The following is a 17,035-nucleotide window of genomic DNA, read 5'->3' on the forward strand; positions in this document are numbered from 1 at the left end:
GCTGTTGTCCAGTTTACGAATACTCGCGCCTGACCTTGAACAAGGGCGTTCTGCTGTTCACCAAAGAATTTAGTACCCGCCTCAAGCAATAATGTATTTCCATCGTTTGAGTAGATATTTTTGGTTAACTGGCAGATTGGCAACCCCTGATAAGTGGTAACGATCTTTGTTTTAAGCACACAAGGTAAGACTGTACCCATGCCTAACAGCAAACTACGGTCTTTCAGAATGGAAGCCTGTCCATTGGCGTAAGTACCACCTTCCAGCGCCTTATTTAAGCCCCCTCCCGCGCTTTGTGAGGCCGTACCACCATTAGCAGTACCTTTGTCCTCGCTACCTGCGTACACCAAGCCTTTACCCTGTAGCTTTCGTTCCTGCGGCGTTGGCGGGGCATCGTTATTACCACCGTTCCCGCCAGCTCGTGAAGTGTTGTTGTTTGCGCTGCCGTTACCTAATTTACCCTGGGCTTGTAATTGAGCCATTAGCGCATCTTGTTTAGCTTTTTCTTCTGCTAGGCGTTTTGCTTCTGCTGCTTTACGTTCTTCTTCTGCGGCTTTTTCTTCTGCCGATTTACGCTCAGCAATGGTATTCATCAGCTTATCCACGCCCCTGTTCCCAGTATCGCTACCTACACTTTTTTCAAGTGTCGGATCAACCGGCTTACCCGCTTCTTCTGTATCAACTTTATGGAAAGCTCGCCAGACAAAGGCACCTGCCACCGCGAGGATTAGAACAATAGCCCCCCCAAATATGAGAATGTCTTTCAGATAACCCTTTGAGGCTTTCTTACCGCGCTGGCCTTGTAAGTCTACCGTTGCGCGATCATCATCAATAGAAGGGATAGCACCGATTTCATCTTTCTGATTATCATTCATCAGATTTAATCTCCCTAGTCATGCCATTGGTAGTACCACTACGATTAGACGGCATTGCCTTAATCGTATCTGACCGAACCGCTACAACTTTCTTACCGAGACGAATTACAAACTCAGGGTTAGTTTCCTGTACAACAATAATATTATTATTCTCGCTATCAGGATTCCCATTCACTAGCATTTCTTCACCATCGCCAGCAACACGGTAAATCATTGGAAGATCGCTTGAAGGATTAAATTTAAAGCATGTAAAGCGCCCATCATCCCATACTTCATACGGTGCAAAAGACTCTTTACCCTGCAACTGATAATTCCAGTTCGCATTGTAAGCGCCATTAGATTGACAAGGCGGCCTTTTAAATACTGTCGCGTTTGCTGCACTGTATTTTTTAGGATATTTAAATCTAACCATCCATGAAGGATTACCCTTTACAGACTGTAAAAAGAAAACATAAGTTCGCTTATTTGATACTAACGTAACATTCGTATCAGGTTGTTCAGCGATTGGTCTGATAAAAATATTATTCCCTCGTACAGAAACATCCCAAGCATCAGGATCACCAAACCCCATCCCTGCCTGATCATCAGTTATAAATTCACCATCCTGTAACTTAATGAGTGTTGATGTTCCGGCTTTAACCCTAACGAGAACAGCATCATCAGGATTATAAGTAGCTTCCTGAATGCGAGCGTCATAGCTCGTCGGCTGCGGCACATTCAAGGCGTTCGCAACGCCTGGTAAAGTTGCCGCTATGCACCCAGCTAAAAGAATCTTTTTCATTAACCCCCCCCTCGCCTTTCTTTATTTTTGTGATTCTTGATCGACACGATAACTAGTCACATTAAAACCAAGTGGATTATTAATATAATCATCATCGGTTCTTAATTTATGCTCATAGTCAAAAGTAATCGTGGCTTGCCAGTGCGTAATCGGATAGCCAGGAATCGGCTTACCAGCCCCATCAGTAACCGCTTTATAAAATCGCACGGTTCCAACACCTTTGTTGCTGTCTACAATCGGCTTAGAAGTAATACCAACTTTCATTACTTTATCTTTAGCCAACAAAACAAGCGGTGAGTTAGGGCTTTCAACTATGAAGCGCCTCATTGACTCATAAACGCTAGGTGTAGAACGTAGTTTAACCTGGTCAAGACTGTTTTGAATTGAGTTCCAGTCATAAGACTCACGCTCTACAACAAAGTTAGCGAGGTTTGAAGCATCAATCAGGCTTTGATAAGTAAGTTTGATTTTATCGTCACCTACTGCTGAAACGATATTTACCTGACCTGTAACCTGATCTACTTCTGCGATATATGGTTTCACCTCTTTCAAAGGTGTCAGAAAAGCAAGAGCAACAGCCATTGCACCCGCCGCAACGACACCGATTCCACCAAAACCAAAACCAATCCACATCATACGTCGCTGTTCTGAAACTCTATCGCGCTGAAACCCTGCAATAGCGCTTAAATGTACGCTTTTATCAGCGTCAAGTTGCTTTCTTTCTGGAGCGGTTAGTTCGGCCATTTTTTTATTTTTATCGTAAATTTCGGCGCGTTCTTGTTCGTTGAGCTTTTTTGGATTGCGTTTAAACATTTTATTTCCCCCTCTCTTGCTCAGCTTTTATTTTTTTTAACTGCGCTTGTGCGGCTGGAACGTGGGTATTCATTTGCACCCACTTACCCTTTGGTTTTGTTGGTTGAGGTGGATTAACTGAACACGCTGATAGAGTCATAAAACCCACAACTATCAAAACTAGCTTCAATGGCATAATACCCCCTTAGTAACAAGCCCTTTCGGGCTTGTTATATTTAGTATAATTATTTATCAACGCTAAATTCTTCTTTAAACTCAGCGCGGCGTGATGCTTGAGCAATTTTAAAGTTTGCATCAAAGTTAGCTTTTGCTAAGTCAAGCTTAGTTTTCTCATTGAGAAGATTATTTGACTCAGTGTTAATTGCGTTTTGATAATCCGCTTTTTCTTGCGGCGTAGCGGCTTGCTCAAGCTTTTTGGAAAGATTGGAAATATGATCACTGCGTTTAACAGCCGTATTATAAGCAGTTTGCATATTATTTAATTCAGTCAACATACTATCATATGCTTTCTGAACTTCGGAATCAGAAGAAGTGAGTTTGTACTTCTCCCTCAACTCACCAATATTATCCGCAGCATCTAATAAAGAATCAGCCGTTCTTTTATTTGGAAGATAGCTACTTAATGTTGGGTCGTCCAGTAAGTCGTTTACATCAAAGTTAGTTACCCCTTCATATAGGCGCTTACCTTCCGCTATCGTCTGGTCATGCAAGCTTTTAGCTTGCTTATACTGCTCGACAAGCTGATCATACTGCTGTTTCGCTGCCTGTAACTGTTGAAGCATATTAGTTGCACTTGCCGCATCAAATACAGGAATACCCGTAGCAAATGTTGGCGGTGAAACCAGTATGCTATTCACTGTTAAGGCACTTAACAGCATAAAGGATTTTTTATTCAGCATCCTCATACTCAGTATCCTCATATTCAATACCTTCTTCTTCATCATCATGCTCAGCCTTACGTAACTTATGGTTACGTGCATTTTCTTGAATAAAGATTGGTATCCAGTCATTAGGATCGCTGGAACCAATCCGCTTGATGATTTCCTCAGCAGCTTGTACGCCATATTTATCGCCAGATAAAACAGGCAGGAATTCATCAAATCCATGTAAATCCATAGTACCAAAAACGCTCGTATTGGATTTCTTAATTAGGAAGGTACGGCTTGTCTTCGCAAGAGATTTAAGCTTTCTGAATTCCTTTCGTGTTATCCCGATTTCCTTATAATGCTGCCATTTCGCATTAGGGTTAGGTAACAGTACGCGAATTGTCGTTTGCTCATTGATCTCATTGAATATAGCGCAGTTGATAGCATCTACTGGCTGTTGAGAGATAAGCCAGCACATTTCATAATCCATACGCCCCGCTTTGAGCGATTGTTTTAACTGCTCTTGAGTAAGCGGGAAGTTGGCTGGCATCCAGAATTCTTCACAAGAAAATATTGTCCAGCGGCCTTTCTTGCGCGGGTTTATCTTCATTAAATCTTTATAAAAGAATAAAACCGCTAAAAGAATTTCAGCCGCAGGGTGAGGTTTACCATTAGGCTGTTTTTTCAGGATTACTGTACTGTCGAACGCCACCCTATCAAACAGCAATGGATCAAACTTATTTTCAGGACTATCAACCGCCCAGGCATAACGTCCCATCCTTCCGCCGTTCGCGTAGGCGGAAAACTCCATAAGGCGATTACGTAAAGGCGATGCAGCAATCATTTCAAGCACGTTACTAAAGCGCCGTCCTTCTCGTGGCAACTCCATTACCGCATCTACAGCCCTGACGATTTTAGCGCTGTCACCATCATCAAGCCCTCCCTCACTATTTGCGCCTATACGTTCTACCCAGGAGTAGCAGAACTGGCGTATACGCTCCTTAATTTGTTCGGCAAAGGCTTGATCAACTATACCGTTATCATCCGTTGCCATTTTTATTTCATCTAACTGGAAAGGGTTCAGGCCAGTAAACTCACCTTCCCTCAGAACGAAGTATTGCGCACCCAACATCATCATGGGTAATCGCATCGACTGCTTAAAGTCAATGCCGAATAACATCGGATTAAAGCGCTCAACGAAGGATGTTAAAGACGCCTGCAATGTTGTTTTACCTGTACCTGTTTGACCTAAAAAGATACCGTGCCCTGATTCTGGCTCACCTACTACATCTTTAGCAGGATCACTATCAGTCGTTGAAAGGTAATGAATCCCGCCCTGTAACGTTTCTACAGGCATCATTGCCGTTCCATCCCCCATAGGGTTGCCAGTACGCTTACCTACCGAGAAATTATGTAGAGAGAACTGGTCAGCCAGGGTAGAAGTAGAACGAACGGTATTGAGCGGTCTTTTCTTAGCATCAGGAAGTGAACTTATAAAAACATCCTCTTGTTCATCCGTGGCACGAAGCAGCACATATCCCGCAGCGCTAAAGCCGGATTCAACAAGAATTGCATTATCATAAGCCTCTTTAGCGGTTTTACCATAAACCGAAACAACACCATGATAATCACCAAGAAACACTTCACCGTTTTGAACAAGGTTTTTAATTGAGTTGAGCGCTGTACCTTCTTCATCAATTGCGGCATTTGTGGAATTGATTTTATTCGCTTGCCCGTCAATGATCGATATAGCTGTTAACTGACGAGTATAAATATAAGATTGGGCAAATGTTAATTCGCAAGGAATTGATAGAATAAAATCAAGCGCACCAGGCTTAATCTTTGCAGGGAATGAACGAAGGGTATAAGAAACACAATATTTATCTTGAGCATCATTTGCATTACGGATAAGGCTTATATCGTAACCAAAAATGCGCTCACTATTCCCAACTACTTTGTAGATAGGATCTTCTACAAGCGGCACTTTAAAATCATGATGATTAATGAGCCATGAAAGGAAATTCGCAGACTCATTCATATACCCATCGTTTTGCAGTACCGATAACCCAAATGGGCCACAAATTTTTTCCGACATTTTAATGACGGAATCAAGTTTTTTTATCCCATCTTCAATTGAAGACTGACCGTAATTATAAATCAGCGTGATGTAGTATACAGATTCATAGTACCTGCCACCTGTATTAAACCGCTCCATGTATTTATCAACAAACTTCTGAATAAAAACATTGTTCGATTTATAAACATCATTAACAAGGATTTCACGCTTGTCTATGTAAGTCCATAAACCAAGCTGACCAGCCATATCTTTACCAATACTGACCAGGTATGTTCTAAACAAATTATAGTTACTATAAAGTTCAGAATCATCAGCCAGCTCATATGGATAACCCGCTATTTTAACCGTAGCCATTAGCTTGTTATCCCCAATCATTGAGATTGAGTCAGTCACAGGATAACGATAGTGGGGAATTTTTCCTTCAAGAGCTTTCTTGTTAATGCTTCGCGCGTTTGATTTGTTCGTAGACATCATTCCCCCCATTTTCATCACCTAGTGACGGGGATAACTTATAAAGTCCACCGCCATTAAGAATCCTACGGAACTTCCCAGCTACTTTAAGCTGAAAAACTCTTAAAGCATCGAGGCTATTGATACAAATAAACTTAATGATGAAGAAAGCTAAAATCGTTGGAAGCGCAAACAACACGCCCAAAAGACTGTTTGTTGCAATAAAACCTATTACAGCAAGCAGCATTGATGAACCAAGTAAAGAAACACCCCATACAAGAGGAACGCCCCCCATATTAGGAATCATATTCAATACATTAAGCGTTAGATGTTGGGTATTAATCGTTTCTTCTTCTTCAAGTTCAACATCATCATCTTCGGCCATAATAACCCCCTAGTTATTTGATTAGGCCGCTTGCGCGGCCTTCGTCAGCATGTTTTTTTATTAGTTGCCGCCGAGATCCCAGAACCAAACAGCAAGCGCTGGCAGACCCGCAACGACAGCACAAGTAACCATTGCCATAAACAAATCGTTCCAGCCAATTTTATTGATTTTAAGCATAAAACCTTTAATCAAAAGATATACCGCCGCACCTGCACCAAGCAGAGAGTAAATTGCGGTCTGCGCGGTTGAGATCCCACCTTCCGCACCACTAATACCACCCGCAGCAAACGCGCTCATAGGCGTAGATGCCATGACACTAGCGAAGAAAGAAAAAGCCAGAACCTTTACCTTTAACAGAAAGTTTTTAGTTTTTTGCATTTTAAATACCCCTTTTATTTAGCGAAATCATTGAAAACATCCCAAGCAGCCCGCGCTGGTTTGTTCCCTTCTACATTAACTGCACTTTCAACCATTTCAGGCTGATCCCCTTCGGGTTGCTGGTAAACAATGCCGCGCCGTAGATTATTGTTAACTGGCGTTAGGCTATCCCCTGCCCCCACTGGTTTCATAGCCGGAACAGAATAGATTTTATTCACAGCGTTATTAGCCAGATCAATATAGCTTTTCCCGTTCTTCTCCTTTTTGAACCCCCTCGTAAAATTATTTGAATAGTAGCACGATGCCGCAGCCCTCAATGCTTGCTGTTCATCAGGATATTCCCCGCTATCAATCGCACGGTAATAACATTCCTCAAATATCTTTGAGGCCACCGTAACGTTCTTGCAAAAGTCAAAGGCCGTTTCATTAGTCAACCCATAACTTTTAAAGTTACCTACATAAATCTGTCCAAGACCGACAGAGTATTTATCACCTACTTTAGCAAGCTCATTAACAAAATGGACTGCTTCATTTTTGGATTTAAAGTAGTGCGAAGTGTTTTTAGTGACATTAGCCACAACGTAAGGATTGCCGTCTGACTCCACTGAAATAATTGTTTGTAGTGTAGTCGGATCAACATTCCCACCGCATTGCATTAGCAGACTTGCCAATACAGGAGCAGCAAGAACCATAATACCCCCTTTTCCACTTTTATATTAAATATAAAGCGTGTATTTCGCAAAAAACTACTATATCCATATTGTTAAAGAGCCTGTTAAGTAACTTCACTTAACTTTGAGAGCTAGTTTTTTCTTTACCAGCGCTATCACTGGTAAGCTCTCAATGAACTGATCTAAGACCAGAATCAAAAGTTTCTTTTTATTTATCCCCGCCTTGCGGCTTAAGGTTGTTATCTTAAAGTTGAGGTAAGCATCTAACTGAATTGATACACCAACCGAACAATACCCCTCATAAACTACTTGAGGTTTCCAGTCTTTGTGAGGATCAAACGTGGAAAAAAATTCATCATTACCGATGGATATATTAAATATCGCTTCGATTATGTTCTTCTTTCCAACATTCACCCCTTCACTTAAAGCGCTTAGGATTCGGTTCAACTTACCATCCAGATCGAGGCGTACTGCTACAGACTTGTAAGACTTCCCCCCTTTAGTGTCATCATAAAAATGCAACATTAACACCCCTTAGAGATTGGGATTCCCCAATCACAAGAAGGATTATAGCGCTTCAAACGTATGCAGGAAATAGTTATTTTAACTATTCCTATAACTAATACTTCTATTAACACCTTCGTAACAAGCTAATATGATATAAAAAGCAAAATCCATATGCTAATCAATCCTTTACACGGTATTAATTAAGTTAAGCATTACTACACTTTTAGTTCAGCCATGCTTAGCCTGGTCAAGCTTTAATCGAATCATGAAGAATACCCTTAGATCTGACAAAAAATCAACCGCATATGTACTTTTCAAATCCTCTATCTGCCTACGTACCAGTTCAGCGGTTTTTTCTTTTTCCCTGTTAACAATTTCTTCTATTGTAAAGCCCATACATACCAAGATCATGCACTGGTAAAGTTCATCGCTTATCTCAGGGAAAAGAGATTTATAACGTTCAGGGTTCGAATTGAGCGTAATTCGAAGTTCAAATACCTGTTTAACTTCTTCATAGTTGTCTAACTGGAACTTAACACGTATGTTTTCAATGTGAGAGTTTATCGTTTTTTTTGATATTGACATTAACTCCCCCATTCTAGGAGGTTTTAACCCTGATGAATGCAACATAAGCGTTACCAGTTCAGTGCTGGTTAGCTCAGGAAAAATATTGCTGATTTTATGGATATGCAGCAATAAATTTTTCTTAGAAAGCGGGTTAATCGTATACAATCACTTTTCCTCTTTTTTTTCGGCTCGTTTTGATTTGCGTTCTGAAATAAGCCGTTCTATATAACTAACCGCCTCAGTATTGCCGATGATCCCATAATAAAGAATTTCTTTACGCAGATAAGCAACTGGCAACGCTTCGTTTTTATCGTATTCTTTTAGCTTTCTTTCATACTCACGTACCAATTCAATGCACGCTTTAGCCCATTCTCCCTCACCGTGGCTGCCCTTTTTAACTCTCGGCCTACGCGGTAGCTTAGGTGGCTCTGGCTTAACCCTGATATAAGCTTTATCACCTTCCACGATGTAGTTGAAAATCAGGTGCGTAACCTTTCTCCCTGTAGTAACAGTTTCATAGCGAACTGTCAGGTCAGTCGTTCGGTTGATAGCGTCAACAGCAGGATTGAGAACTCTAACCCTGAAATTTTTAAAGTCTGCATATTTCCCCGTAAGACCAGAACGATCCTTCATCCAATCAATGCTAATTTTTTCAGTGCTGATAACGCCCGTTTTTGGATTTTTATATTTATCAAGTTTTCTATATCGGCTTAGCCAGGAGTAAAGTCTAAATGCAAATGGAGTATCAAGTTTTGCCATTGCGAAAACATTCATTTGCGTAAATTCATTTTTAAGATCGTACAAAAAAGGTGCAATCTTTGGAGAGAAAGAAAGCGTTATATCCGCGCCTTTATTCGCTCCATAAGTAATAGCGGAAAACCAATATCTAGCAACTGCATCGACTCTTTTTTTACGCTCGTTCCATTCATAAGTATAAATAGGTTTTGAGCCTAATGTTAATGATACAGATTGTAGTTGATGCGCACTATTTGCTAGTTCTAGATCATACATAGCGCTGTATTCAGGCGCAGTTAACACAATTTCCGCGCCCTCCGGCTGCGGGTTCTTACTATCGATTTTGGACAAGGCCAGCCAGAGCAACCTGATTTCAGCCAGGTTAATATCGTAACTACCTTCAATAAGCTGATTGCCTTGTGTTATCACTTTATTGTCGGCTACTGTAGCGCCACCGCTGACAAGCCCAGCATGAATATCTTGTTTTTGTTTCACGCTTCCCCCCTCCCTACTGGCCTCAAGATTTTGAGAGTAAAACACAATCAGGTACAAATTACAATTACTGTACCTGATTATGTTTGCCAGATCTCAACCGCCATTTTGCAAAGCTAAGATACAACCATCAAAATTACTGAACGTGCGTTATCGCAGGGCTGGAATGCTAAGTGACTGCTTTTAAAGAAAACGCACTGAACGCCGGTGAGCTGGCCAGCTGCGACCGTCTGAGCCTCTCGCGCCTGATTCCGTCAAATATTCTGGACTATTTTTTAGCCTCCAGAAAAGTTATCAACAGGATATAAAACAAAGCGTTACGACTGCACTTATCCACAGAAAATCTGTACCTCATCTTTGGTAAAGATGTACCGCGATAACGTAAAATCTGTACCGCATTTTTGGTAAAACTGTACCTGATTAGATTCTTTCAGATTGGTAAAGATGTACCGCGATATTGGTAAAAATGTACCGCGCAGTTGGTTAAAACGTACCGCGTAGTTGGTAAAGATGTACCTGATTAATCGCGTAACCTATTGACCAATAGAGCTTTTAATAGCGTAAAAGGAAAGGAAGAAGAAAGATCCTACATAGATCGAGTGTTTGATCTTGAAAAAAGAAATATTTGAAATATGGAAATAATACAACGATCGCTAATCGCGTTCGTTGATGTTCACATAATCTGTTTTCTTTTTAATCACATCCAACGATACATTCAACGTAACCTTACTGATTGCTTTTCGTGCCATATGGCACTATGATTTAAAACCAGTTCTGCCAGCACATGATCGTAAAGCTACGGTGGCTATGAAAGCTCATAGATAAGCCGCTACGCTGTTTTTAATAGTCGGTCATGGCATTGGGTTAACGGAGTTAAGATAACGCGATACAGAGCGTTACAGGAGGCCGTTTAGGGAGTCAGGGAAGGTATAAAAAAAAGCCGCCTGGCAATTTCCCCAGGCGGCTAGATAAATGCCAAATACGAAGGGGGTATTATGGCGATCAAAAGTATAGATCGATTCCCGGTCAGAGTGGAATCAAAATTATACGTTTTTTCAGAAACTTAACTTAGTTGCAGGAGTCTTTTAACACACATGATTGAAAAGTCGAAGCTTTTACAAACCTATCCTACGGCGGCTGAGGTGAAGGCTGCTCGTGAGAGTACCGGCCTTTCAACGGATGAAATCGCTAATCTCTTTGGCCTTTCAGACGGTAGCGCATGGAGGAAAAAAGAAATCCAAAAACAGGGAAGTAAAAATACAAGGCTACTTAAGCCTATGGAATTTGAAATGCTTCTGCTTATCGCAGGAACGCATCCAAATCTAAAAATTACAGATAAATAAATGTTGTGAAGGGGGTAGTATGGAATTAAAAAATTATATTAGATATATTTTTCCTTTAGGATTGCTGATACCCAGCGTTGCCAATGCAGCCGCTGATTTTGAATTGCCTGTTAATATGCTCACTGATATGTATAAGGAGTTAACGCAATTTATATCAAGTAATCTAAGCTCATATATCGGTGATATTAATGAAATATTCCTTCCACTAATGGGGGCTGTTTTTGGCCTTTATTTTGTCTGGAAATGGGGATTAGTTCATTATAAGGGTGATCCTAATGCGATTCAGGATATGCTTATCAACGGTTTAAAGTTAATCGTTATCATGTCTGGCCTTGTCGGTAGTGCATGGTATATAGGTAAGGTTGTTCCGTTCGTTATGGATGCAGGTGATGAAATAGCATCCAGGCTGATCGGCTCAACGGGTACTTTCTCAGCGCTTGAAACTGTCATTCAACAAATTAACGCGAACGGTAAGCGTATTCTTGAAGCAACAAATGAATTAAGTCTATGGGATTCTGATATTTCAACAATCCTCGCTGCGACTATGGCATTAATTCTCTTTTACGCAGGGGGTACAGCATTTGTTATCTATGCCGCCGCAACAATGCTTATTGCTAAATTCATGGTAGGTCTACTTCTTATTGTCGGGCCACTTTATTTAATGATGGCTATGTATGAACAAACTGTTACTTTCACGAAACAATGGATAGGCCAAGCGTTTAACTATATCCTGCTCAATGTTTTTGTAACGCTGACTATTCATATTCTTATTGAATTTATGAGTAACCAGTTCCCTGTAGGTGCTGAAATAGGTTTAGGCGGCGCTCTTTATGCCTTAATCGCATTTTTAATGGGCGTTTTTATCATTGGTCAGATACCGTCGTTCGTGAGTACCATCACTGGCGGTAATGGTATCAGTGGGATTACTGGCGCTACTAACGCCGCAGGGGGCATGATGTTTAATACAGCGTCAGGTGTTGGGGGTATGGCTGGAAGGTCTTTAGGTAAAGGCGTTGGCAAACTCGCACAGGCAGGAATGGGTAAATTGCGTGGCGGTGTGAAAGCTGGCTGATTAAGGCAGCCAACCAGAATAAAACTGGTTGGCTGTATTAAATGACAAAATGATATAAAATTAAGTTAAGTGCCTTTGCGGGAAAAATATAAGGGGGGGGTATGGCTGATTCAACATATGATGCAGATAAAGAAGCCTACACTTATAATCATTTTGATATAAAGATTCAGTTAGCAAAAGTTGTTAGAGTTGTTCAGGATGTTAGAGATACAGGAGCGGCATTATTTGACCGCGCCTTAGACTGGTATTCAGAAGAAGATCAAGTAAAGGTATTAGATACTGTCACGTCAAATACCAAAGCTCTAACAAAGGTTGATGGTTTATGTAATTACCTTTGCCAACATTTAGAAAATGAATCACTGTATGCTCATGATCCAAAAATGGACAGATTCAACAGCATGAGTACCAATGAGATTATCGACTATTATAAAAAAGTTACGAATGATTTAGAGAAACAAGTGAAAACTCTTGAGGGTATGACGATAATCACCCATCCATCACTTGAAAAAGAAAAGCCTTTAATGGCGTTCGTAATGGATGATGTAAAGCTTTACTCGTCTGCAATTTATAATTCTCTTGATGATATAGAACGGGCGCGTGACTTAAACCATGTTCGAACAGCCATAGCGAGAGGTGAGGAAGTACAGCCACGGCATATAGGGGCTGTTATCCCGCGAAAGTAGCTAGATCAGGGCGATAGTGGCGGCGCTCTGATTGACAGTAAGCCACATAACATATAGCGTCACTGGCGGGACGATAAGAAAATTTTAGGGGGTATTATGAATAAGGTTACTTTAGTTACTCTACTGGTATCAGCGTTTATGCTTTCTGGTTGTGATGATAAACAAGAAAAAATTGATTTCTATATGAAAGCTGAAAATGCAGGTGCTTATCATAAAGGCTTAGCGCTTTGTAAAACGGGTTCCAGCGAAGCAAAAGATTGTGACGCAATCTATGAGGTTCAGGGTATGAAGGAAAAAGATAAGGCTGCTGATAAAAAAGAGAACTTCAAAAAAGAATTCAGCTTTGATCATTGATCCTAAATTATTTATAAGCCCGTCAGACATGGCGGGTTTTTTTTAAAGTCAAAACAGGCTTAGCAGTGAAGGAGTTGCTTTTAGATTTTTCTCCCCCTCCCCTCCCCCATCGCATTTAATATATCAGCATATAAAAACAAACTTTATATTTACTATAATTATCTTGTCATTAGTGCCGTTTGGCACTATACTATATTTAGTTAGTTAACTGGAGCGAGGATAAACTAATGAATCACTTAGAGCAGTATTTGAATCGTATTTTTTCTTACAGCAATAAGCCATTAACGCCAGCGCAATTAAAAGAAACAGTAGAGGTAGCAGCAAGGAAAGATAATCTAACAGCAGAGGATGTGCAAAGAAGTATTAAAAACAACATTAAGTAAATTATATCCCTGCTTGGCAGGGATTTTTTATATTTAATATAAAATACCATTGCTAAAAGTGCCATATGGCACTATAATTATTTTGTTCTCAGGTAAACATGAATAGCAAAGGTGATTTTATGAATATCGTTACTAAAACAACTCAGAATTACGCTAAAGCTCGCCAGTTATTTTTAGACTCTGATTTTTGCGATGAAAATAAACAACCATTTATTTGGGTATGCGTTGATGATGACAGTAGCGAACCAATGTTTAGCCTGTTTGCTAATGACGATGGATCTTTTTCTTATAGAGGCAACATCTGGCTCAGTGATGCAACCCGTGAGGAAATCCCCGCCTTTATCCGTGATGAAAAACATCTTCGCTCAGTTCTGGCGTTCGTGGCTCAGGACATGAAACCGCAGGTAGCTGAATGTTTCAGCTAACCCGCCCCCTGACCTGCTTCGGCAGGTTTTTTTATATTTAATATAAATAGTAGTTGCAAAAGTGCCATATGGCACTATAATAGTATGTATAGAAAGCAGTTAGACAATCACACGGTTACTTAATGAAGGGGTTGAAAATGGCTACTACCAATATTGATAGCTTGAGCAAATTACGCAGCGTTGCCGAAAAAGGCGTTATCAAGCGAGCAGATAGTTACAAAGTGCTTTATTCCGAACTTAACATTAAGCCTGGTCATAACGTGCGCGGCATTTATCTTTCACAGGATGAATACTGGAACAGCGAGGAAGTTAAGGATTACATCAAGGGGCTTGCTTACAGCTATGCGCACAACATCAAAGTACCAGCTCTCTCAGTAATCGTGGAGGACGGAAAAATTTGGGTAAATAACGGTGAACACCGTTACCGTGCTATCGCCCTGGCTAAAGAGCTTTTTGGTGTGGATATTGAGTATGTTGATGTTGTTGAAGATGATGATCAGCTTACCTCTAACTCCGCGCGTAACCATACCCCGATTGAAATGGCCGTGCTGTACGAACGCTATAACACCGATAAAGGGCTGTCCGTTCAGGAGATCGCGGAACGTGCTGGTAAATCTGTACCACATGTTTATAAGTACCTCACAGCAGTAAGAAAATGGCCTTCGGATCTGCTTGCTAAAGTACAAAGTGGTGAGTTGTCTTTCACGGCAGCACAAACCCTTTATGAAGAAACGCGCCGCAAGAAACCCGATGCGCCAGAAAATGTATCAGGTACAGATTTACCAAATGATGATAATGGTGAATCAGGTACAGTTTTACCAAAGGAAAACGACCAAAATTCACCCGATAACAACGTTCAGGACGTTACGAATGCTGCTCCAGCGGCTAGCAGTGGTGGTGAATCAGGTACAGATTTACCAAAAGGCGGCACTGATAAAGGGGCTACCAAGTCAAAGAAAAGCATCACAAAATCAATCTCTGACAGCCTTGTAAATCTCATTTTTGGGTTCGAGGCCGTTGAAACTGATAGTGGTTATCAGCTTAACCTCACCAAAGATCAGTACGAGGCAATCATTGCCCTGCAAAAAGAGATAGAAGCGGAAATTAAAGGTAAGTAAGGATAAAGGGGGCTTAAGCCCCCTCTTTCGTCTGGAGGCGGGTATGAATAACAATGATTATCTTAAAAGGTTCAGGGGCATGATTGACGTTCAGAACAGGAAGAACACAATCACCGGCGCTCTCGTTCTTGTTGGTATCATGGCGGTGTTGATGCCTGGCGCTATCTTTTGGTTTGTAAAAAGTGACTATGTAACTTATCCGTTGCTTTCTTACTTAGGGCTTTTTGCCGTTGGCGCAGCAGCCGTAAAGAGATACAGCAAATCACGGTTAAGCCGGATGCACCTGGATAGCCGCGATCTCAGCCTTATTATTGATGCCGATCACCCGATTGCTCAAGATGTAATCATGCGCACCAGAGAAACGGGCAATTTTACCTACGCAGACCTAAATCAAATACTGGTAGGATACGAACGCCTTTCTGCGGCCTCAGAGTATGCCATAACGGGCGTAAACAAAAAGCTAAGGGTTGACACTGCTAATAATGGTAAATGGCTTAGAATCGCTGCTAGGCCGCTAAAACACATATCATTAAATATACTGGTATTCGCTATCATACTGGCTCAGTTGGGTGTTGCGGCTGGCATTTTGCCGACACTGCATGAAGTTTTTACAGGCCAACCATTACCAAAGCTTTCTTTAAATTTGAGTGTCAGAGAAATAGTGACGCAGATAGCTATACCCAGGGGGATCACTATCGGCGCTTTGTACTTTGTGCGGCTATTAATAACTAAGCGTTACTAAAATTGCATTGTACAATACAATTTATGGTATTAGAGATATAAATTAAAACGGGAAACATAAAATGAAGTATGCAACGGTTTTATTATTAACAATATTAACGGCGATAGCATTGAAACTCATAAATCATGTCTTAAGTAAAAGGCAGTGCAGGAAAATATACAAAAAGGCAGTAAAAGAAGGTGTAGGTGAAGAATTCCTTAGCATAGTTAGAAACTATGATAATAGAGCTAATGGTATTCGTTCTACAGAAATGGATGTGATATATCGCATTGCCCTAAGTGATGCTTTATGTTCAAAGATGAAACAGGCAAGTAATGAATATAAAAAAGCCCCGTAAGGGGCATTATATCTAGTATAACTCACTTCTTCCCAAACCACTCTCGCTGTATTAACCCTGCAACGCCCTTTCTGTAAGTGTTAATAAAATCCTGTTTTGCGGTTTCATCTTCCATGATTGATTTCCAGCGCAAAGAAGATTCAGCAACGAATCCCATTACAGAAAATATTTCATCCAATCTGATTTTGATGATTTCACTAGATGATTTAAATTTACCATTTTTTTTGTAATAGTCGGCTTCAATAAGAATATCCATTTCTTGTGCAGTTAACTCGTTCTTAGCGCCGATCTCAGTAGCTGCTTGCAGCGTTTTAGCGGCACGTTGCGGAGTATTCCCGAAATCAGCCAGGTCTAAATTATCAGTCAGTTTGCTCATGAAGCACCTCTTAAGCCTGTAAAGGAACCAGTTTACCTAACAAGGAATCCATAGTAAAAGGCTGCCAGTACGACCGCTACAGCGAACGCAGAGGCGATAAAGCTTACACCAAAAACTTTGGTGTAACTGATACTTTCACTTTTACTGGCGCTTCCATCAACCTTGATTGATTTTAAGCGGTTTTCAGTCGATTGAGCATAATCACGGACATTTTCCTGAAAACCTTTAAGTTCGCTTTTGAGATGTTGCTCAACCTGATTATCTACCTTATCGACCAGGTTAAGAAAATTTTCCGCACGTTCATTAAGCTGATCACTTACACGAACAGGAAACGAGTTTAAAGCCGTTTCAAGAGTGTTAAAACGATTGTTAATACGTTCTGATAACTGAGTGTCATAGATGTTTAGTAAAACATCCTGACCGAGTAATATAGCGATAAGGGGATCATCATCAGTAATTTTTATCCCTTTTTCAATGTACATATGCTTGAGCTTAGTTATCAACTCCTGATCTTTTTCAGTGCGATTTGCTTGTTTGAGAAGTCCATCAGGAATCTCAACACTTGTTAACCTTTTTCCATCTTCACTCATAACGCCCCCTATAAA

Annotated in this window: 22 protein-coding genes; 9 read left to right on the forward strand and 13 right to left on the reverse strand. The window is 40.7% G+C overall.

What is annotated here, in order from left to right; genetic code table 11:
• From DW58_RS04275 to DW58_RS04320, 11 genes are all read right to left on the reverse strand, one after another.
• Positions 1-875, reverse strand: an 875-nt coding sequence (locus DW58_RS04275; protein ID WP_029592517.1) for a TrbI/VirB10 family protein, incomplete at its 3' end; no start/stop codon positions are given.
• Positions 868-1,656 (reverse strand): TrbG/VirB9 family P-type conjugative transfer protein, encoded by a 789-nt coding sequence (locus DW58_RS19900; RefSeq protein WP_000722128.1) that lies wholly within the window; start codon positions 1,654-1,656, stop codon positions 868-870. The genes DW58_RS19900 and DW58_RS04275, both read right to left, overlap by 8 nt.
• 21 nt (positions 1,657-1,677) lie before the next feature.
• The gene (locus DW58_RS04280; RefSeq protein WP_000476773.1) at positions 1,678-2,469 is read right to left on the reverse strand and encodes a VirB8 family type IV secretion system protein; all 792 of its coding nucleotides are present in this window, start codon (positions 2,467-2,469) and stop codon (positions 1,678-1,680) included.
• Between the two features lie 224 nt (positions 2,470-2,693).
• Positions 2,694-3,374, reverse strand: coding sequence for a type IV secretion system protein (locus DW58_RS04285; protein WP_001242571.1), 681 nt, complete (start codon positions 3,372-3,374; stop codon positions 2,694-2,696).
• Entirely contained in the window at positions 3,358-5,883 is a 2,526-nt protein-coding gene (locus DW58_RS04290; protein ID WP_006882102.1) for a VirB4 family type IV secretion system protein, read from the reverse strand. The genes DW58_RS04285 and DW58_RS04290 overlap by 17 nt, the downstream gene beginning before the upstream one ends.
• Entirely contained in the window at positions 5,849-6,247 is a 399-nt protein-coding gene (locus tag DW58_RS04295; protein WP_000796685.1) for a hypothetical protein, read from the reverse strand. The genes DW58_RS04290 and DW58_RS04295 overlap by 35 nt, the downstream gene beginning before the upstream one ends.
• A 60-nt stretch (positions 6,248-6,307) precedes the next feature.
• The gene (locus tag DW58_RS04300) at positions 6,308-6,625 is read right to left on the reverse strand and encodes a hypothetical protein (protein ID WP_006882103.1); all 318 of its coding nucleotides are present in this window, start codon (positions 6,623-6,625) and stop codon (positions 6,308-6,310) included.
• A gap of 14 nt (positions 6,626-6,639) precedes the next feature.
• The gene (locus DW58_RS04305) at positions 6,640-7,317 is read right to left on the reverse strand and encodes a lytic transglycosylase domain-containing protein (RefSeq protein WP_000241899.1); all 678 of its coding nucleotides are present in this window, start codon (positions 7,315-7,317) and stop codon (positions 6,640-6,642) included.
• A 93-nt stretch (positions 7,318-7,410) separates the two neighbouring features.
• Positions 7,411-7,821 (reverse strand): hypothetical protein, encoded by a 411-nt coding sequence (locus DW58_RS04310; RefSeq protein ID WP_006882106.1) that lies wholly within the window; start codon positions 7,819-7,821, stop codon positions 7,411-7,413.
• Positions 7,822-8,031: 210 nt separating this feature from the next.
• Positions 8,032-8,535, reverse strand: coding sequence for a helix-turn-helix transcriptional regulator (locus DW58_RS04315; protein WP_000288043.1), 504 nt, complete (start codon positions 8,533-8,535; stop codon positions 8,032-8,034).
• A complete protein-coding gene (locus DW58_RS04320; RefSeq protein WP_006882108.1) occupies positions 8,536-9,600 on the reverse strand; it encodes a replication initiation protein in 1,065 nt (354 codons plus the stop codon).
• A 1,091-nt stretch (positions 9,601-10,691) separates the two neighbouring features.
• On the opposite strand from DW58_RS04320, the gene DW58_RS04325 reads away from it, so the two are divergent.
• The 9 genes from DW58_RS04325 to DW58_RS19915 all read left to right on the forward strand — a co-directional run bounded on the left by DW58_RS04325 (position 10,692) and on the right by DW58_RS19915 (position 16,054).
• A complete protein-coding gene (locus DW58_RS04325; protein ID WP_000570802.1) occupies positions 10,692-10,940 on the forward strand; it encodes a hypothetical protein in 249 nt (82 codons plus the stop codon).
• A gap of 19 nt (positions 10,941-10,959) precedes the next feature.
• Positions 10,960-12,012, forward strand: coding sequence for a TrbL/VirB6 family protein (locus DW58_RS04330; protein WP_021545902.1), 1,053 nt, complete (start codon positions 10,960-10,962; stop codon positions 12,010-12,012).
• Between the two features lie 101 nt (positions 12,013-12,113).
• Positions 12,114-12,695, forward strand: a complete 582-nt coding sequence (locus tag DW58_RS04335) for a hypothetical protein (protein ID WP_006882046.1) — start codon at positions 12,114-12,116, stop codon at positions 12,693-12,695.
• A 96-nt stretch (positions 12,696-12,791) separates the two neighbouring features.
• Positions 12,792-13,049 (forward strand): DUF1190 domain-containing protein, encoded by a 258-nt coding sequence (locus DW58_RS04340; protein ID WP_006882049.1) that lies wholly within the window; start codon positions 12,792-12,794, stop codon positions 13,047-13,049.
• Between the two features lie 227 nt (positions 13,050-13,276).
• Entirely contained in the window at positions 13,277-13,432 is a 156-nt protein-coding gene (locus DW58_RS21170) for a hypothetical protein (RefSeq protein WP_001015890.1), read from the forward strand.
• 119 nt (positions 13,433-13,551) lie between these two features.
• The gene (locus DW58_RS19910; RefSeq protein ID WP_235047711.1) at positions 13,552-13,857 is read left to right on the forward strand and encodes a hypothetical protein; all 306 of its coding nucleotides are present in this window, start codon (positions 13,552-13,554) and stop codon (positions 13,855-13,857) included.
• A 137-nt stretch (positions 13,858-13,994) separates the two neighbouring features.
• A complete protein-coding gene (locus DW58_RS04350; RefSeq protein ID WP_000246370.1) occupies positions 13,995-14,975 on the forward strand; it encodes a ParB/RepB/Spo0J family partition protein in 981 nt (326 codons plus the stop codon).
• 43 nt (positions 14,976-15,018) lie between these two features.
• Complete coding sequence (locus tag DW58_RS04355) at positions 15,019-15,717, forward strand: hypothetical protein (protein ID WP_024549106.1); 699 nt, start codon at positions 15,019-15,021, stop codon at positions 15,715-15,717.
• 61 nt (positions 15,718-15,778) lie between these two features.
• A complete protein-coding gene (locus DW58_RS19915) occupies positions 15,779-16,054 on the forward strand; it encodes a hypothetical protein (protein ID WP_071789255.1) in 276 nt (91 codons plus the stop codon).
• 22 nt (positions 16,055-16,076) lie between these two features.
• On the opposite strand, the gene DW58_RS04360 is transcribed toward DW58_RS19915, so the two are convergent.
• Positions 16,077-16,430, reverse strand: coding sequence for a hypothetical protein (locus DW58_RS04360; protein WP_021545899.1), 354 nt, complete (start codon positions 16,428-16,430; stop codon positions 16,077-16,079).
• Positions 16,431-16,462: 32 nt separating this feature from the next.
• Positions 16,463-17,020, reverse strand: coding sequence for a hypothetical protein (locus tag DW58_RS04365; RefSeq protein ID WP_024549107.1), 558 nt, complete (start codon positions 17,018-17,020; stop codon positions 16,463-16,465).
• Between the last annotated feature and the right edge of the window lie 15 nt (positions 17,021-17,035).

It is taken from the genome of Siccibacter turicensis LMG 23730, assembly GCF_000463155.2.
GTDB lineage: Bacteria > Pseudomonadota > Gammaproteobacteria > Enterobacterales > Enterobacteriaceae > Siccibacter > Siccibacter turicensis.